Source organism: Sphingopyxis sp. MC1, assembly GCF_000371385.1.
Taxonomy (GTDB): domain Bacteria; phylum Pseudomonadota; class Alphaproteobacteria; order Sphingomonadales; family Sphingomonadaceae; genus Sphingopyxis; species Sphingopyxis terrae.
In genome coordinates this window covers 424,245-441,796 of record NZ_AOUN01000002.1, presented here as the reverse complement: position 1 = coordinate 441,796, position 17,552 = coordinate 424,245, and the positions used below count along the sequence as shown (strand labels likewise).

Below are 17,552 nucleotides of genomic sequence, written 5' to 3'. Positions count from 1 at the left end.
GCATGACCGACAGCGATGACAAGATGATGGGTCCGGCGGATATCCGCCGGATCCTGAGTCTGCTTCCGCATCGTTACCCGATGCTGCTCGTCGACCGCGTCGAATCGATGGTCCGCGACACCAGCATCCATGCGGTGAAGGCGGTCACGATCAACGAGCCCTTTTTCCAGGGTCATTTTCCCGGTCGGCCGATCATGCCCGGCGTCCTCATTATCGAGGCGCTGGCGCAGGCGGGCGGGGTGCTCGCTATCGAATCGCTGGGACTCGCAGGGTCGGGCAAGCTCGTCTATTTCATGGGGATCGACGGGGTTAAGTTCCGCAAACCCGTGGAGCCGGGCCATCTGCTCGACCTGCACGTCACGATCCTGCAGGCCAAGCGGAACATCTGCAAGTTCGAAGGCCGGGCGATGCTGGGCGATCAACTGGCAACCGAATGCCAGTTCACCGCAATGATCGCCGATCCGCCGAGCGATTGAATGATACGCGCTCGCCCGGCAATACGGCGGGTTGCAATTCCTTCCGTTCGTCGTTAGGGGCAGCCGCTTCGCGGCCCCCTGCGGGGATCGTACCGACTCACGCCGCTGGTCGGAAACCAGCGGCACAGGAGCTTAAGACATGAAAAAAGACATCCATCCGGCCTATCACATGATCACGGTCAAGATGACCGACGGCACCGAATATCAGACGCGCTCGACCTGGGGCAGCGAAGGTGACGTGATGACGCTCGAAATCGACCCCACCGCGCACCCGGCGTGGACCGGCGGCAACCAGCGCCTGCTCGATCAGGGCGGCCAGGTCGCCAAGTTCAACAAGCGCTTCGGCGGCCTTACCCTCAAGCGCTGATCGACGTCACCCCCCGCCTTCGCAGGGGCGACGATCAGGTCAAGATTTTCGCGAGCGCGCTTTGCCAGCCGGCAAGGCGCGTTTTGCGTTGCGCGTCGTTCAGCGCCGGGATGAAGCGCGTCGCACGCCCGCGCATCGTCCCCGCGGCGGTGGCGAGGTCGGGGTAGAGTCCCGCGCCGCAGGCCGCCAGCATCGCGGCGCCGAGGGCGGTGCTTTCGACAAATTCGGGTCGCTCGACGATCAAGGCGAGCATGTCGGCCAGATCCTGCGCCATCCAGTCGTTCGCCGCCATGCCGCCGTCGATCCGCAGATCGGCCCAATCGACGCCATCGGCCGCGAAGGCGGCTTTCAGATCATGCGCCTGATAGGCTTGTGCTTCCAGCGCGGCGCGCGCGACATGCGCCTTGCCACTTGCGAAACTCAGCCCCGATATTGCAGCGAGCGCATCGGGTCGCCAGTGCGGCGCACCGAGTCCTGCAAGCGCGGGGACCAGATAAACACCGCCATTATCCGGAACCGAGCGGGCCAGCGCCTCGCTCTCGCCTACGTTCGCAAGCAGGCCGAGGCCGTCACGGAGCCACTTTATCAGGCTTCCCGCCACGAATACCGATCCTTCGAGCGCATAGCTGCGGCGCCCGTTTTCCTGAACCAATATCGTCGCGAGCAGCCGGTTGGCCGAATGCGGCCGTTCCGTGCCGCTCGCCGACAGGATGAAGGCGCCGGTGCCGAAGGTTGCCTTGGTCTGTCCCGGTTCCAGACAGGCCTGGCCGATCGTTGCCGCCTGTTGGTCGCCCGCCATCCCCGCAATCGGGATCGCGCCGCCGAACAGCTCCGGGTCGGTGGTGCCGACCGTTGCGGTGCAATCGACGATTTCGGGCAGCAGTCGCATGGGAACGCCGAACAGGTCGCACAGGCCGCCGTCCCAGCCCCCATCGCCGTCGATCGCCATCAACAGCGTGCGTGAGGCATTGGTTGCGTCGGTCACATGCGCGCCGCCGGTCAGGCGATAGACGAGATAGGATTCGATCGTCCCGACGGCGAGCCGATCGCCCGCCTGGGCCAACTGCGGCCAGTTGCGCAGCGCCCAGCCGATCTTGCTGCCGGAAAAATAGGGATCGAGCAGCAAACCGCTCTTGGCCTGCACCGCCGGTTCGTGACCGGCCTCCTTGAGCTTCGCGCAATCGGCGGCGGTCCGCCGATCCTGCCAAACAATCGCGGGGGCGAGCGGCCGGCCGGTCGTCCGGTCCCAGAACACGATCGTTTCGCGCTGGTTGGTGATGCCGATCGCGGCAATATTGGCCGCGCCGCCGGCCTTTTCGATCATCGTGCGCGTGCACGCGAGGGTCGCCTGCCATATTTCCTCGGCATCATGTTCGACGAGGCCGGGGCCCGGATAATGCTGGCGAAACTCGCGCTGCGCGCTGCCGTGCGGCGTACCGCTCGCGTCGAAAAGCATGGCGCGGGTCGATGTCGTGCCTTCGTCGATGACGATAATCTTTTCCGGCATGGCGCTCCGGCTCTCCCCTTTATTCGGTCTTGCAGGAACAAGATCAGCACGAACCGGCGAGGGGGGCAATCCCGGCCCGAGCAATCATCTTGCAATTTCGCGTAATATTCGCCATATGCTTGTGCAGCGCAGCATGGCGGACTTCACCGCCGCAACCACCGGCAGCGTGATTTTCCCGCCCGAGGCGCCGTAAAGGCCGCCAGCGCGGGACGAGCCGGCACCGCGCTTTGTCCCTTGAGGCACCCTTTCACGCGGGTCGTTTCGAACCCGCGGCCGTGCGCCGTCCGTTCGATGCGAACGGGCGCTGTGCGCGTCGCTCATTGTGAGTATGTTATGACAAGTTTCAACGACTTTGGCCTGCACGCCGACATCAATCGCGCGCTTGCCGCCAAGGATTATACAACCCCGACCCCGATCCAGACGCAGGCGATCCCGCCGCTGATGAAGGGCCGCGATCTGTGTGGCATCGCGCAGACGGGTACTGGCAAGACGGCCGGTTTCTCGCTGCCGTCGATCCACCATCTGCTGACCTATCCGCATCGCGCCAATCCGCGCGGCTGCCGCATGCTGGTGCTGGCGCCGACGCGCGAACTCGCGGCGCAGATTGCGCAGAGCTGCCGCGACTATGGTCGTTTCACCAAGCTGCGCGTTTCGACCGTGTTCGGCGGCGTGCCGATCAACAAGCAGATTCGTGACCTTGCGCAGGGCGTCGATATTCTCGTCGCCACCCCGGGCCGCCTGCTCGACCTGATCGATCAGCGTGCGCTGCGCATGGACGATGTCGAAATCTTCGTCCTCGATGAAGCCGACCAGATGATGGACATGGGCTTCATCCATTCGCTGCGCCGTGTTGCCAAGCTGCTGCCGTCGCGGCGCCAGAACCTCTTCTTTTCGGCGACGATGCCGAAGGAGATTGCGGGCCTTGCTGATCAGTTCCTGAACGATCCGGTCACCGTGTCGGTCGCGCCGCAGGCGACGACTGCCGAAAAGATTCGCCAGCGCGTGACCTTTGTCGAGCAGAAGGAAAAGCAGGCGCTTCTCCACCATGTGCTGCGTAGCGAGGACATCGACCGCGCCCTGATCTTTACGCGCACGAAGCACGGCGCCGATCGCGTCGTCCGCCATTTGAAGGGCGCGGGCATCGAAGCCTTTGCGATCCACGGCAACAAGAGCCAGGCGCAGCGCACGACCGCGCTGCAGGCGTTCCGTTCGGGTCAGGTCCGTTTGCTCGTCGCGACCGACATTGCGGCGCGCGGCATCGACGTGTCGGGGGTCAGCCATGTGATCAATTTCGAGATCCCGAACGTCCCCGAACAATATGTTCATCGCATCGGCCGCACCGCGCGCGCCGGGGCGGAGGGTGTTGCGATCAGCTTTGTCGCGCCTGACGAGCGTCCCTATCTGCGCGATATCGAACGCGTGACGCGGACCAAGGCCGAGCCGGCGAAGCTGCCCGACAATTTCGGCGAGATGGTTCGCAATCTGCCCAAGCCGGCACAGCCGCCGCGCGACACCGGCAGCAAGGGTCGTGACCCGCAGCGCCAGCGCGACGATGCGCAGCGCCGCAAGGGGCATGGCGAGAGCGGTTCGCGCGACGGCGGCCATCGCGGCCCGCGCCGCGAGGCAGCGGCCGGCGACGGCGCACAGCCGCAGCGCAAGCGTCGCTTTCGTCCGCGCGGCGGGGTCGGGGCGCACAAGGGATCGGTGAAGCGGGTCGGTTGACGCCCGCCCCCGGCACGCTAGGGTCAGGACCCATTCATTCCGCGTTCGAGGTTTGAAGCGATTTTGCTCAGGGCGAGGAGGCAAGGCGCAGGAATATGTCGATATTTCAAGACTTGCCAACGAAGCCATGGGCAAAATCGGTCAAATCCCGCAGGGACGTCGAAATGGCTTCGATCTCCGGCCCGCGCGGCCTTGCGGGTAGCGATGCTACCCGCTGCACCCGCCCAGCCCCGATATCTTCGCCATTTCGACGCCTCGAACGTGGAATGAATGGGTTCTGACCCTAGGTTCGCGCGCGGGTCGAGGGGACGGACGATGATCGACGACGACGAATATGAACCGCTGCCGCCGCGGCGGCCGCTCTTCCGCCGCACGCGGGTGCTCATCCCGCTGGCGGTGTTGCTCGTCATCGCCGCGATCTTCCTTGCGCTGCGCACGCCCGACACCGACCGCGATGCCATGATCGCCAAATATGGCGGCCCCGACGCGAGCTTCGCGGCGGGGCCGGCAGGGCAGCGAATCCATTATCGCGATCAGGGCAGGCGCGACGGCCGCACCATCGTGCTGCTCCACGGGTCGAACAGCAGCCTCCAGACGTGGGAACCGCTCGTCAAAAGGCTCGGCGGCGATTACCGGATCGTGACGCTCGATCTGCCGGGGCATGGCCTGACCGGCGGCACGCCCGACAAGGATTACAGCGCTGCGGGGATGATTGCCGCGGTAGATGTGGTGGCGGCCAAGCTCGGCCTCGATCATTTCATCCTGGGCGGCAATTCGATGGGCGGCTCGGTGGCGTGGCGCTATGCGCTCGCCGAGCCGGGGCGCGTCGATGCGCTCCTGTTGCTCGATGCGGCGGGCATGCCGCTGCGAAAAGGCGAAAAGGCGCCCGAATCAAATCTCGGCTTCCGGCTTCTCAAAAATCCGGTCGGACGCTGGCTCGCCGGACAGATCACGCCGCGCTCGCTGGTCGAAAAGTCGCTCCGTCAATCGGTCGCGAAAACCAGCATCGTCGATGATGCGATGGTTGACCGCTATTGGGAGTTGCTCCGCTTTCCGGGCAATCGCGAGGCGACGGCGCTGCGCGCCACGCTCGACCGCGAGCCCGCGATGGCCGACCGGATCGGCGAGATAAAGGTGCCGGTGCTCATCCTTTTCGGCAAGCAGGACCGGCTGATCAACCCGAGCGCCGCGCTAACCTTTCACGACCGGATTGCGGGATCGGAGGTCGTTCTGCTCGACGGCGTCGGCCATCTGCCGATGGAGGAAGCGCCCGACGCCACCGCGATGACGATCGCGGATTTCCTTACGCGGCGGCTTGCTCCGCCTTCGCCTCTGTCGGCTGCTCCAGAAAAGCGCTGATCCGCGCCGCCGTGTTCGCGGCGTGGGTGAAGGGGAAAAGGTGCGACCCCGGCACGACTTCCAGTATCGCGCCGTCGATCAGGTCGGCGATCGCCTGGCCGTGCGCCGCCGGCACGACGCCGTCGCGCCGCCCCATCAGGATCAGCGTCGGCATGTTCTTGAGCTGCGGCAGCATAGGCGCACTGGTCCAGCCGGCCATCGCCATCGCCTGATAGGCCAGGCCGAGCGGCGTTGCGGTGGGAAGCTTCAGCCCGCTCGCCAGCATGTCGTCGTCGAGCAGTGCGGCCCAGCCGATTCCCGGCGCCCCCACGCTCGGCGTCGTTGCCATCAGGATCATGCGCCGGATGCGCGCCGGAAATTGCACCGCGATCTGCTGCGCCAACGCACCGCCCCAGCTGAAGCCGGCAAGGTCGAGCTGCGGGTGACCGAAGCGTTCGGCGATTTCCATCACGATCGCGGCCATTGTCGGGGCGGCGTAGGGAAGGATTGCGTCGGGCGACCCGCCGACGCCGGGCATGTCGAGCGTCCACACCTCGCGCCCATGTATCTGCGCAAGCAGCGGTGCCGCGGCGGCGATGTCGGCGCCAATCCCGTTGAGGAACAGCAACGGCACCCCGGCGCTGCCTTTACGCCAGCGCGCCGTGCGAAGTGCGAGGCCATAAAGATGTTCGGTGCCGATGACCGGGCGGCCGCTGATCCTGCTCATGCCCATGGCTTTGGCATGTTTCGGACGTGGACGGAAGCGCCTCGCCAGTTTCCTGACCCTAGCCGGCGGGTGGCTCGGTGGCCCGCCTTTCGGCCTGTTCGTAGCGCAGGCAGTCGAAGATTTTGGCGCCAGCAAGAAATACCGAGCCGCTGCACGCGACGAGCAGCAACTGGCCGCCGTACCCCGGAAATTCATGGAGATAGGCTGTTCCGCGCGCCATGGCACCCGCCGCCAACGCATAGATGATCAGGCAGGCCTCGAACCTGGTCTTGATGATAAACAGCCGTCCGATTTTCTTCAGCATCGCCACCATCCGAAGCAAGGGATGTGCCAGTGGCGCAAATCGGGGATTCGCCGCCACCAGCTTATGGTAAACTGTAAGTTAATCCGACATGTTAGGGAAGGACGGCGGTAATTGCCCGTCTATGAAGCGGGTTTCGGGGGTAGGCACCGGGCGTGGCCATGCCGGAACGGGAATCCGGCTTGGCCTACGCGCCGATCAGATATTTGAAGCCGTTCAGCGCAACCACGCGGTCGTCCTCACAAACCGGTGCGGCGATCAGACGGACCCAGCGTGGTTTGCGCCGCGACGCTTCGATTGCGACATCAAGGGTGAAGCCGCGACGATGGGTAATCGCGTACGCGCGCAGTCTTTCCATCGCGGCGCGCGATTCCTCGCGATAGAGCGCGACGGCATCACTGCGCGCAACTTCGACGCCGCGCGGCAGGCCGAAGATGTCATAGACTGTGTCGGACCAGACAAGATGATCGTCGGCAAGGTCGCAGGTCCAACTGCCGACGCCGTGGCGCTCCATGACCGCAGCAGCGTCGTCGTCGTCCGTCGCTGGCGTGCGGCCCGGCGGACGGATCGATCGCCGGTCGACCCAGCCCAGATCGAAATGATGTCCCCGCTCGAAAAGCGGCCAGCTGTGATGCAGCGGAAGAGGGTATTGATGACGCACGCGAATCCGATCCTTCGCCCCCAAGTCTAGGCGGCCCATATTAAGGAATTGCTGCGTCCGGTCATCAGGCGGGAGCGCGCGCGGTTCCATATTCGACCCAGCCGAAAGGGCGAGGGGTTTTGGGCATATACTGCGCCGCCTGCCGTTCCACCGCAAAGCCCGCACCCGCATAGGCGTCGGCGATCGGCCGCGTCAGATGGCAATTGCCGCCGATGCGTTTCCAGACGGGCTCGATCCGCCGTTGCCAGCGCGCGACCCCGGCGTCGGGGGCGCGGCCATGTTCCAGAAACAAGGCGGTTCCGCCCGGTTTGAGCACGCGGCGGATTTCGGCCAGCACCGCCGCCTGATCGTGCACCGAACAGAGGGTGAAGGTGGTGACGACGGTGTCGAATCGGCCGCTCTCGAAGGGCATCGCTTCACCGACGCCGCCTTCGATCGTCGCCGCGATGCCGCGCGCCTGCGCCGCCGCGCGGCTCATCGCGAGCAGTTCGGGCGACGGATCGAGCCCGGTGAAGCGCGTCACCCGGTTCCAATCGTAAAATTCCATATTGATGCCGCCGCCGCAACCAAGCTCCAGCACGTCGCCCGCCGCCGCCGGCACCACCTTGCTGCGCGCCTTCATGATCTGCCCCTGCGAGCAGGCGCATTTGATCAGCCGCGGCACTCCGTGACGTTCCCACCAACTCGCCATTCCCGTCTCTCCCCTTGGCGTGCAGCCTGTCCCTTGCTAGCGCGATTGGCAACACCCATCTGAGCGTGCTCCTTTATAGTCGCCAGCCACGAAAGACCGTCATGCCCACCACGCACCACACCAAGATGCTGATCCTCGGTTCCGGCCCCGCGGGGCTTTCGGCCGCCATCTATGCGGCGCGCGCCGGGATGCAGCCGATCGTGGTGCAGGGGTTGCAGCCGGGCGGGCAGTTGACGATCACCACCGACGTCGAAAACTATCCCGGCTTTGCCGAAGTCATCCAGGGTCCGTGGCTGATGGAGCAGATGACGGCGCAGGCGACGCATGTCGGCGCCAGCATGATCTGGGACACGATCGTCGACGTCGACCTGTCCCAGCGGCCGTTCCGCCTGACCGGCGACGGCGGCGATGTCTATGTCGCCGAAACGCTGGTGATCGCAACCGGCGCGCAAGCAAAATGGCTGGGGGTTCCCGGCGAACAGGAACTGGGCGGCAAGGGCGTTTCGGCCTGCGCGACCTGCGACGGATTTTTCTATCGCGGCAAAAAGGTGGTGGTGATCGGCGGCGGCAACACCGCGGTCGAAGAAGCGCTCTACCTGACCAATCATAGCGACGACGTGACGCTGATCCACCGCCGCGACAGCCTGCGCGCCGAAAAGATCCTGCAGGACCGGTTGCACGCCAATCCGAAGATCAAGGTGCTCTGGAACAAGAAGGTCGATCGCTTCGTCGCGGGCGAAGGGACGGCGGGGCTGGTTGGAGTCGACCTGATCGACACGGTGACGGGCAAAGCGAGCCACGAGCGCACCGACGGTGGCTTCGTCGCCATCGGCCACAGCCCCTCGACCGAATTGTTCAAAGGCAAGCTGCCGCTCGACGCCGACGGCTATCTTGCGGTGACGCCGGGCACGTCGCTGACCGCGGTGCCGGGCGTGTTCGCGGCGGGTGACGTGACCGACAAGGTGTATCGCCAGGCGATCACCGCGGCGGGTATGGGCTGCATGGCCGCACTCGACGCCGAACGCTTCCTTGCGGAAGCGGAGTATCATGCGATGGTTGATGCTTGAACGCTGAGGGCGGACAGCGACCGATTGTGGAGGTTGGCCGACTTTTCTTCCATCGTCATCCCGGCGCAGGCCGGGATCTCTACCTAACGGAATAGCGCACCGGAGAGATCCCGGCCTTCGCCGGGATGACGAGAATGGAGGGCGGCAGCTTCCCACCCCAAAGCCGGTCTCCCGAAATAGCCCGCGCACGAAAAAGGCCCCGGAACCGCCGTGGTTCCGAGGCCTTTTGTCTCGTGCGAGCCGAAGATGCGTTAAGCGTCTTCGTCCTCGTCAGCGGCCGGCGCTTCTGCGGCCGGAGCGTCCGACGGCGGGGTGGCGTCGTCGAATTCATCTTCGCTGTCGGGTTCGAGAGCGACCGCAGCCGCCGCAGCCTGTTCTTCTTCGAACATGGCGGCGATGACGTCGATGCCCTGCTTCTGCATTTCGGCTTCGTCCGGCGAGCGGGCGACGTTGACGCCCACGGTGACCGCGACTTCGGGATGCAGCTTCACCTTGACGTCGAACAGGCCGAGCGACTTGATCGGACGTTCGAGTTCGAACATCGCCTTGGTCAGGTTCGCCGCACCGTCTTCGATCAGCGCGTCGAGGATGTCTCGCACCGAAACCGAACCGTAAAGCTGGCCAGTGTTCGACGCCTGACGGATCAGTACGACCTGCTTGCCGTCGATGTCCTTCGCGCGGCCTTCTGCCGCGGCGCGGCGGTCGGCGTTGTCCGATTCGATCTTCGCGCGGTTGGCTTCGAAGAGCTTCTTGTTGGCTTCGTTCGCGCGCAGGGCCTTGTTGTTGGGCAGCAGATAGTTGCGGGCAAAGCCGTTCTTGACGGTGACGACGTCGCCGATACCGCCCAGTTTCTCGATGCGTTCGAGCAGGATGATTTCCATCGGTCCGCGCTCCTTACTTCACAATGTAGGGGAGCAGGCCGATGTGACGGGCGCGCTTGATCGCCTTCGCCAGCTCGCGCTGCTTCTTGGTGGACACCGCGGTGATCCGCGACGGGACGATCTTGCCGCGCTCCGACAGGTAACCCTGGAGCAGGCGGACGTCCTTGTAATCGATGACCGGTGCGTCCTTCGCGCTGAAGGGGCAGGTCTTGCGGCGACGGAAAAAGGGTCGTGCCATGGTCGTTATCCTTATTCTTCGCCGTCGCGGTCACGGCCACGGCCGCCCCGACGTTCCTGCTTGCGCATCATGACCGACGGACCCTTTTCGAGTTCGTCGACCTTGATCGTCATCCAGCGAATGATGTCTTCGTTGATTGCCGCCTGGCGTTCGATTTCGGCGACGGCTTCGCCCGGCGCTTCGACCGACAGCATCGCGTAATGACCCTTGCGGTTCTTCGCGATCTTGTAGGCGAGCTGCTTCAGGCCCCAGGTTTCGGTCTTGTGGACCTGACCCTTAAATTCGGTCACGATGTTCGTGATGCCTTCGGCGAGCGCATCGACCTGAGCCTGGCTCAGATCCTGACGCGCGATAAAAACATGCTCGTAAAACGGCATGGTTTGCGTCCTTCGATTTGGCCGATCGCTGATTTCGCGCCAATCGCGAAACCCCTCCGGCTGTCGTCCGGCTTTGCGTATTGGTGCAAAGCAAACGGGGCGATGGCAACGTGGCCTCGCCCCGAATGAGCGCGCCTATACAGATTCGCGGGGATTAATCAAGCGCGCGATGCAAGCTTTTCCAGCAATTCCCGCCCGAAATCGGTGAGTGTGTCGTCGCGCGCGCCGAGGATCAGGATACGGTCGCTGGGCGCCGCCTCCTGCACCATCGCAGCGCCGCAATCGGCGCGGACCGGCACATGGACAGCGTCGCCGCCGCCCGCGACGATGTCGGCGACGAGCGTTTCGCTCCCCATGCTGCGATCGACGGTGCCGCCGAAATAGACGGGATCGCAGACGAAGAGCCGGTCGCCGGGACGCATGCCGCGCGCAAAGCTGGCGGCAAGCTCGCGCCCCATCTGGCGGAGCGGGCCATAGCCGTGCGGCTGGAAGAAGAGCAAGGCGCGGCCGGGAAGCTCGGCAACCGCGGCGAGCGTCGCTGCGACCTTGTCGGGATTATGCGCGAAATCGTCGATCACGGTGACGCCGTTCGCCTGGCCGAGCACCTCGTACCGGCGCGCGAGCCCGGCGAAGTCGGCGAGCGCCTCGACCGAGTGGGCGACCGGAATGTTGAGCGCGCGCGCGGCGGCGATTGCGGCGAGCGCATTGGCGGCATTGTGTCGGCCGGGCATCCGCAGCACCGCCGCGTGGGTGTCGCCGGCGAAATGGACCTTGAAGCGGCACCCGTCGGGAAGCGCCTCGAAGTCGCTGCCGCGCATCGCGGCGCTCTCCGAAAATCCAAAGCGCAGGACGTTTCCTCCCGCCAGCAGCGGCGCCGATTCGGGATCGTCGGCATTGACCACGGCAACGCGCGCCTTGGCCGCGAAATCGCCGAACAGGCTGTGCAGTTCGGCAAGGCTCTTGTGGTCGAGACTGATGTTGGTGACGACCGCGACGTCGGGCTGGTAGAGGGCGATCGACCCGTCGCTTTCGTCGACTTCGCTGACATAAGTTGCCGGATCGCCGACGAGTGCGCTGGCGAAGGGGGTTTGATCGTCCGCGAAATTGCGCATCACCGCGCCGTTCATCACGGTGGGATTGGCGCCCGCGCCATCGAGGATCCAGCCGATCATGCCGGTGACGGTCGACTTGCCGCTCGTCCCGCCGACGCCGACCGCGCGGCCCGCTTCGTTGAACATGGCCGCGTTGAGTTCGGCGCGCGTCAGGCGCGGCAGGCCGAGCCGGTTTGCCGCTGCGACGTCGGGCACGCTGTCCTCGACCGCCGCCGAAGCGACGAGCGTCTGCCCGGCGGCAACGCCGCTGCCGTCCTGCGGGAACAGCGCAATGCCGCGGCTTTCGATCCAGTGAAACTTGTCGGCGCTGCGGCCCTGATCGCGGCTGCGATCGGACCCTGCGACCGCCGCGCCGCGCGTCGCGACAATCATCGCGAGCGGCAGCATCCCCGATCCGCCGATGCCGCAGAAGAAATAGGATTTGTTTTCGGCCATGCCGGCGCGATATGGCGTTGGCGAAGGGTTTGCAACTGGCGCAAGGCCGAGGGGCATCTCGACTTCGCTCGATGCGAACGGATCGTTGGGTTATTTCAAGTCATGCGCATAGGCATCATTGCCCCCTCCACCCCCATTCTTCCCGACGATGCGGAAGCGGTGCGGGCCATTGCAGCGCTGGGCTATCCCGAGGTCGAACTGGTGTTCGATCCGCAATGCTTTGTCGTTCACGGGCATTTTGCGGGCGCCGATGCGGTGCGGCGCGAAGCGCTGGTGGCGATGGCCAACCGCCCCGACATCGACGCGATCTGGTTCGCGCGCGGCGGCTATGGTGCCTGCCGCATCGCCGAGGATGCCGTCGCCGCCATGGGCGAGGCTGCGCGCCACAAGGCCTATCTCGGCTATTCGGATCAGGGCAATCTGCTCGGCTGCCTGTACCGCGAGGGCTTCGATCATGTCGCGCACGGCCCGATGGTCGCCGACATCCGGCGCGAAGGCGGTGAAGCGGCGGTGACGCGGGCGCTCGACTGGCTCGTTGCGCGCGACCCGGCGGCCTGCGAGCCCGGCCTACGGCACGGCGCGCGCCATGCCGCGTTCAACCTGATGACGTTGTCAATGCTGCTCGGCACCCCGCTCGAGCCCGATCTTTCGGGGCATGTGCTGATCGTCGAAGAAGTGAGCGAATATCTCTACGCCTTAGACCGCGCCTTTTTTCATGTCGCGACCTGTCTGGCGCCGCGCGGGCTGGCGGGGGTGCGGCTGGGGCGGGTCAGTGACATTCCCGAAAACGACCGGCCGTTCGGAATGGAGGCCGAGGAAATCGCGCAGGACTGGTGCGCGCGCACCGGCATTTCCTGGCTTGGCCGCGCCGACATCGGGCATGACGCGGCCAACAAGGTCGTGCCCTTCGGCTTGCATCGCGCGGGGTGAGCGAATAGGCGCGGCACTTTCCGTCGCCTCCGCCAACATGGGGGTCGCCGTCGGCCTGTGCCGGCGGCAAGGTGTAAAACAACAGCGGCCCCTGCCTTCGTGGGGGCGACGATAAGGGGCTAGGCCATGCGCGCATTCATCTTTCCGGGTCAGGGCAGCCAGGCCGTGGGCATGGGCAAGACGCTCGCCGAGGCGTCGGCGCATGCGCGCGAGGTGTTTCAGGAGGTCGACGAGGCGCTCGGCCAGCATCTTTTCAAGCTGATGAGCGAAGGGCCGGAAGATCAGCTTACGCTGACCGAAAACGCCCAGCCCGCGATCATGGCGAACGCGATCGCCACGCTGCGCGTGCTCGAACGGGACGGCGGCGTGACGCTGTCGGGCAAGGCCGCTTATGTCGCGGGCCACAGCCTCGGCGAATATAGCGCGCTGTGCGCTGCCGGTGCCTTTGACCTGGCGACGACTGCGCGGCTTCTGAAAACGCGCGGGCAGGCGATGCAGGCGGCGGTCCCCGTCGGGGTCGGCGCAATGGCGGCGCTGCTCGGCGCCGACATCGACACTGCTCAGAAGCTCGCCGACGCCGCGGCCGAGGGCGAGGTCTGCACCGTCGCCAACGACAATGATCCGTCGCAGGTCGTCATCTCGGGCCACAAGGGCGCAGTCGAGCGCGCCGTGGCGATGGTAAAGGATTATGGCATCAAGCGCGGCGTATTGCTGCCGGTGTCCGCACCCTTCCACTGCCCGTTGATGCAGCCCGCCGCCGATGCGATGGCCGAGGCGCTAGGAGCCAACCCGCCGACGGCGCCGCTGTTGCCGGTGATCGCGAACGTCACCGCCAGTCCGGTGAGTGATGCCGATACCATCAGCAACCTGCTCGTCGAACAGGTGACGGGCCGTGTCCGCTGGCGCGAAAGCGTCGGCGCCATGGAAGCAATCGGCGTGACACAGTTCGTCGAATTCGGCGGCAAGGTGCTCGGCCCGATGGTCAAGCGCAGCGCATCGGGTGATGTGGAGACGGTGAGCGTGATATCGATGGACGACATCGAGGCATTGCTCAAGACGCTCTGAAAACGGATTCCAGGAGAAAAATATGTTCGATCTCACCGGTATGACCGCGCTTGTTACCGGCGCCAGTGGCGGCATCGGGTCCGCAATCGCGCAGGCGCTTGCGGCGCAGGGCGCGCGGCTTGCGGTGTCGGGTTCCAATGCCGATAAGCTGAACGCCTTTCGCGATAGCTTGGGCGGCGATCATGTCGCGCTCCCGTGCAACCTGGGCGATGCCGCGGCGGTTGACGCACTCGTGCCCTCCGCGGTCGAGGCGCTTGGTCAGCTCGATATCCTCGTCAATAACGCGGGCGTGACGCGCGACAATCTGATCATGCGGATGAAGGACGAAGAGTGGATGGACGTCATCCGCATCAATCTCGAGGCCAATTTCCGCCTCGCGCGCGCTGCCGCCAAGCCGATGATGAAGGCGCGCTTCGGCCGCATCATCTCGATCACCAGCGTCGTCGGAGCCACCGGCAATCCGGGGCAGGCGAACTATGCCGCGTCGAAGGCGGGCGTGACCGGCATGACCAAGGCCTTGGCGCAGGAACTGGCGAGCCGGGGCGTCACTGCCAATTGCGTCGCTCCCGGTTTCATCGCCACTGCGATGACCGACGATTTGCCCGATGCGCAGAAGGAAGCGCTCAACCAGCGCATCCCCGCGGGCCGCATGGGCGAGGGGAGCGATATCGCCGCCGCCGTTGTCTATCTCGCGTCGAGAGAAGCGGGCTATGTCACCGGACAGACCTTGCACGTGAACGGCGGCATGGCCATGCTGTCCTGAGGGGCGCGTTTCAGGGGGTGAAAGCAGAAATGACAAGGATTTGGATAGCGGCGGTTGCACTCGGGTTCGCGGGCGTGCCCGGGGCCGCGCTGGCGCAGGACGGCGCCGCGCTCGATTGCGTCGCCAAGACGATTTCGCCCGACCTGCGTGGGCAGATCGGAACGGCGATGGCGGGTAATGACAGCGACGCCGCGCGGCCGCTGTTCGAACAGTTCGGTGCGCTCTCGACCGACTGTATGACGAAGAACGGGATCGCGGCCGATCGCAAGGATGTCTATTTCGACTATAATCTTGCCCGCGTGTCGCGCGAATGGTTCGCAGGTCAGATCAGGAAGGCCGGCTTGTCGGTCGACCCGGTCGATCGCTCACTCGACTTCGGGCCGAAGGGGGCCAACCCCGATCTCAGCAGCGAGATGACCGAGGATCAGATCAACACGATCATTAATGCCTATACCGCCGCTGGCGTCGATGTCGAAAGCGTCGATCAATCGGTATGGGAAAAAGTCGGCGCCTATGCCGCGGCCAGTTCAATTTACTGGAACCGTCGCCAGCAGTTTCTGAGCCACTAGAAGCCAAGGGGCAAAAAAGAGGGCCGGGTTTCGCACGGAGACCCGGCCCTCTTTTTCGGCGCGCGGTCAGAAGCTGGCGCGCGCGGTAATGCGGATGTCGCGGCCGGCAAGCGGCACATAATCCTTGGTGAAGCTCGCATGGCGGCGGGCATCGACGTCGAAGATATTGTCGGCTGCCAGCGTCAGCGACAGATTCTTCGTGTCGGGAAGCGGGCGCCAGGTCAGCGAGGCGTTGACCAGCGTAAAGCCCTTGGTCGCAGTCTCGAACGGCGCGATGCGGGTCTGGTCGTCGGTCCATTCGACCTCGGCGCGTACATCGACGCGGTCGCTCTGCGCTTCGAGCCCGCCCCGGATGCGCAGCGGCGGGATGCGCGGGACATAGGGACCGTCGACGATCTTGGCGCGCGTCATGTCGGCGGTCGCGTCGGCAACGAAGTTGAAGCCCCCCGCCTGCGCCAGCGGGGCGGTGCCCTGAAATTCGAAGCCCCACACACGCGCCTTGTTCTGGCGGAATTCGAACAGCGGCAGGTCGTCGGCGATCAGGCCGGTGTCGGTTTCATAGATGAAATTGTCGAACCAGCTTGCATAGCCGGTCAGCCCCATGGACCAGCCGTCGCGGGCGAACTTGAGCGATGCCTCGCCGCCCCAGCTCGTTTCCTTGGCGAAATCGGGGTTGCCGCGTTCATAAGTCAGCGTTGCGGCATGCGGCCCGTCCGAGAGCAGCTCTTCGGCCGAGGGCGCGCGTTCGCTACGCGAAACCGACACGCTGGCCTTGAGGCCGTCGGCGAGCTGATACGACAGGCCGGCCGCGCCCGACAGGCTGTCGAACGAGCGGTCGAAGCCGATGCTGTTCGCCGCTACTTTGGAATTTTCGAAACGCAGCGCGCCTTCGAGCGTCACCGGGCCGCGTTCGAGCTCCTGCAGCGTGAAGGCGGCGAGGCGCGTCGTTTCGTTGGCGGGAAGAAAGGCTTCGTCGCCGATCGCCGCGAAATCGCGGAAGCTGTACTGGACCCCGCTCGCACCGCGCCAGCCGCCACGATCATTCTGGGCGAGTTCGGCGCGCGCCTCGATGCCGCGATTGGTGAAGCGCGTGCCGGGCTGACCATCGTCGAATTCGGTGTGGGCATAGTCGGCATAGGCGCCGCGGATACGCAATTTATCGAACAGGCCGTCGCCCAGATTGACCTCGCCGCGCACATCAACGCGATACTGGCGCGCCTTGATCGTCGGCAGTTCGTTGATGTCGGCGCGCGGCGGGATGCCATATTCGTCCGCGAGATAGCCGAAGCTGATGCCGAGCGACCCGCCATCGTCGACGAAGGCCGCACCGACGCCAGCGCTCTTGCTCGTGCTCTGGCTGTTCGGCACGCGGCCGCGGCTGTTCGCGGCGTCAGTCAGCCGCGCCGCTTCCTCGGCGTCGCCGCCGGCGCTCGCATCGGCGGCGAGGTCGAGTAGATGCGCGCGCAGTGCAGGCGCATAGATCAGCCCGCCGACGCGCACGTCGTTCGAATCGCGATAATTGCCGTCAGCATGGACGACGAAGCGCTGGCCGAGCGGCACGTCGATCGAGGCGCCGATGCTCTTGTCCTGCGCCGCGGTGCCATAGCTGGCGAGCGCATCGATGTGGGCGGGGCTTTCGGGGATGGCGCGCGGGATGCGGCGGTCGAAGACGTTCACCGCCCCGCCGACGGCCTGGCTCGAAAAGAGCAGCACCGACGGGCCGCGCAGAATTTCGATACGATCGGCGGTCAGCGGATCGATCGACACGGCATGATCGGCCGACGTCGAAGACGCATCGATCGCGCCGAGGCCATCGACAAGGACCGCGGCGCGTTCGCCGGAGAAGCCGCGCAGGATGGGGCGCGACGCGCCGGGTGAGAAGCTGCTCGACGATACGCCGGGCTGCGACGCCAGCGTGTCGCCGATCTGGCCTCGAATATCCTGCGCCAGCTTTTCGCCCTGCATCACCGACACATTGCCCAGGATGTCGAGGCTACGGACATAGGGCGCGGTGACGACGATGCCCTGGTCGGTGTGAAAATCATCGTCGCTGCCCGACTGGGCGGCGCCCTGCTGCGCGAAAGCGGGGGTAGTGAGGAGCAGGGCGAGGGTCAGGCTGGTGGCGGGGAGCAAGCGCATGGCGACAATTTCCTGTTATATCGTGACGAGTTCGACGGGCGCAGTAATGATATACTGTTACAGATGCAACCCCGCGCTGGGACCGGACCCCGTCGTTGGTCGGCGCCGATGCGCCGTTCGTCGACAAAGCGCGGCCATGCGCGCCGCAAGCGAAGCTGTCTTGCAGGCGCAGGGGCGCGGGCCTAG

The 17,552-nt window shown here is 65.3% G+C and carries 20 protein-coding genes; 10 read left to right on the top strand and 10 right to left on the bottom strand.

Annotated features, from left to right (window positions below):
* Positions 1-2 precede the first annotated feature (2 nt).
* Positions 3-476 carry a 3-hydroxyacyl-ACP dehydratase FabZ gene (gene fabZ / locus EBMC1_RS02650; protein ID WP_003040130.1) on the top strand — a complete coding sequence of 158 codons (474 nt, stop codon included), beginning with the start codon at positions 3-5 and terminating at the stop codon, positions 474-476.
* Between the two features lie 139 nt (positions 477-615).
* Entirely contained in the window at positions 616-843 is a 228-nt protein-coding gene (rpmE, locus tag EBMC1_RS02645) for a 50S ribosomal protein L31 (protein WP_003040127.1), read from the top strand.
* A 34-nt stretch (positions 844-877) separates the two neighbouring features.
* Here the strand turns inward: rpmE and EBMC1_RS02640 are convergent, their stop codons facing one another.
* Complete coding sequence (locus tag EBMC1_RS02640; RefSeq protein ID WP_003040124.1) at positions 878-2,350, bottom strand: glycerol kinase; 1,473 nt, start codon at positions 2,348-2,350, stop codon at positions 878-880.
* On the opposite strand from EBMC1_RS02640, the gene EBMC1_RS18620 reads away from it, so the two are divergent.
* From EBMC1_RS18620 to EBMC1_RS02630, 3 genes are all read left to right on the top strand, one after another.
* Positions 2,328-2,543, top strand: coding sequence for a hypothetical protein (locus EBMC1_RS18620; RefSeq protein ID WP_196795384.1), 216 nt, complete (start codon positions 2,328-2,330; stop codon positions 2,541-2,543). The two genes, EBMC1_RS02640 and EBMC1_RS18620, sit on opposite strands and share 23 nt — an antisense overlap.
* A 140-nt stretch (positions 2,544-2,683) precedes the next feature.
* A complete protein-coding gene (locus tag EBMC1_RS02635; protein ID WP_003040121.1) occupies positions 2,684-4,072 on the top strand; it encodes a DEAD/DEAH box helicase in 1,389 nt (462 codons plus the stop codon).
* Between the two features lie 315 nt (positions 4,073-4,387).
* Entirely contained in the window at positions 4,388-5,431 is a 1,044-nt protein-coding gene (locus tag EBMC1_RS02630; protein ID WP_003040116.1) for an alpha/beta fold hydrolase, read from the top strand.
* Here the strand turns inward: EBMC1_RS02630 and EBMC1_RS02625 are convergent.
* The 4 genes from EBMC1_RS02625 to EBMC1_RS02610 form a co-directional block, all read right to left on the bottom strand.
* Positions 5,376-6,137, bottom strand: a complete 762-nt coding sequence (locus EBMC1_RS02625; protein WP_156000903.1) for an alpha/beta fold hydrolase — start codon at positions 6,135-6,137, stop codon at positions 5,376-5,378. The genes EBMC1_RS02630 and EBMC1_RS02625 overlap by 56 nt on opposite strands.
* Before the next feature lie 58 nt (positions 6,138-6,195).
* Complete coding sequence (locus EBMC1_RS02620) at positions 6,196-6,441, bottom strand: hypothetical protein (protein WP_040589328.1); 246 nt, start codon at positions 6,439-6,441, stop codon at positions 6,196-6,198.
* 184 nt (positions 6,442-6,625) lie between these two features.
* On the bottom strand, positions 6,626-7,099 hold the full coding sequence (locus EBMC1_RS02615; protein ID WP_003040108.1) for a hypothetical protein: 474 nt from the start codon (positions 7,097-7,099) through the stop codon (positions 6,626-6,628).
* A gap of 64 nt (positions 7,100-7,163) precedes the next feature.
* Positions 7,164-7,790 (bottom strand): class I SAM-dependent methyltransferase, encoded by a 627-nt coding sequence (locus EBMC1_RS02610; RefSeq protein WP_040589161.1) that lies wholly within the window; start codon positions 7,788-7,790, stop codon positions 7,164-7,166.
* A gap of 101 nt (positions 7,791-7,891) precedes the next feature.
* On the opposite strand from EBMC1_RS02610, the gene trxB reads away from it, so the two are divergent.
* On the top strand, positions 7,892-8,857 hold the full coding sequence (trxB, locus tag EBMC1_RS02605; protein ID WP_003040102.1) for a thioredoxin-disulfide reductase: 966 nt from the start codon (positions 7,892-7,894) through the stop codon (positions 8,855-8,857).
* 251 nt (positions 8,858-9,108) lie between these two features.
* Here the strand turns inward: trxB and rplI are convergent, their stop codons facing one another.
* The 4 genes from rplI to EBMC1_RS02585 all read right to left on the bottom strand — a co-directional run bounded on the left by rplI (position 9,109) and on the right by EBMC1_RS02585 (position 11,900).
* Positions 9,109-9,738, bottom strand: coding sequence for a 50S ribosomal protein L9 (rplI, locus tag EBMC1_RS02600; RefSeq protein ID WP_003040099.1), 630 nt, complete (start codon positions 9,736-9,738; stop codon positions 9,109-9,111).
* Positions 9,739-9,751: 13 nt separating this feature from the next.
* Entirely contained in the window at positions 9,752-9,976 is a 225-nt protein-coding gene (rpsR, locus tag EBMC1_RS02595) for a 30S ribosomal protein S18 (RefSeq protein ID WP_003040094.1), read from the bottom strand.
* Positions 9,977-9,987: 11 nt separating this feature from the next.
* Positions 9,988-10,353 (bottom strand): 30S ribosomal protein S6, encoded by a 366-nt coding sequence (rpsF, locus tag EBMC1_RS02590; protein ID WP_003040085.1) that lies wholly within the window; start codon positions 10,351-10,353, stop codon positions 9,988-9,990.
* A gap of 158 nt (positions 10,354-10,511) precedes the next feature.
* Positions 10,512-11,900 (bottom strand): Mur ligase family protein, encoded by a 1,389-nt coding sequence (locus EBMC1_RS02585; protein ID WP_003040083.1) that lies wholly within the window; start codon positions 11,898-11,900, stop codon positions 10,512-10,514.
* A 102-nt stretch (positions 11,901-12,002) separates the two neighbouring features.
* Between EBMC1_RS02585 and EBMC1_RS02580 the strand changes: the two genes are divergently transcribed.
* The 4 genes from EBMC1_RS02580 to EBMC1_RS02565 all read left to right on the top strand — a co-directional run bounded on the left by EBMC1_RS02580 (position 12,003) and on the right by EBMC1_RS02565 (position 15,227).
* Positions 12,003-12,830: an LD-carboxypeptidase gene (locus EBMC1_RS02580; protein ID WP_003040078.1), complete on the top strand. Its 828-nt coding sequence runs from the start codon at positions 12,003-12,005 to the stop codon at positions 12,828-12,830.
* Between the two features lie 126 nt (positions 12,831-12,956).
* Positions 12,957-13,895: an ACP S-malonyltransferase gene (gene fabD / locus EBMC1_RS02575; protein WP_003040076.1), complete on the top strand. Its 939-nt coding sequence runs from the start codon at positions 12,957-12,959 to the stop codon at positions 13,893-13,895.
* Positions 13,896-13,917: 22 nt separating this feature from the next.
* Positions 13,918-14,658, top strand: coding sequence for a 3-oxoacyl-[acyl-carrier-protein] reductase (gene fabG / locus EBMC1_RS02570; protein WP_003040073.1), 741 nt, complete (start codon positions 13,918-13,920; stop codon positions 14,656-14,658).
* A gap of 29 nt (positions 14,659-14,687) precedes the next feature.
* Positions 14,688-15,227 (top strand): hypothetical protein, encoded by a 540-nt coding sequence (locus tag EBMC1_RS02565; protein WP_003040070.1) that lies wholly within the window; start codon positions 14,688-14,690, stop codon positions 15,225-15,227.
* A 66-nt stretch (positions 15,228-15,293) separates the two neighbouring features.
* Here EBMC1_RS02565 and EBMC1_RS02560 read toward each other — a convergent pair whose 3' ends face one another.
* Positions 15,294-17,366: a TonB-dependent receptor gene (locus EBMC1_RS02560; RefSeq protein WP_003040068.1), complete on the bottom strand. Its 2,073-nt coding sequence runs from the start codon at positions 17,364-17,366 to the stop codon at positions 15,294-15,296.
* Positions 17,367-17,552: the final 186 nt, after the last annotated feature.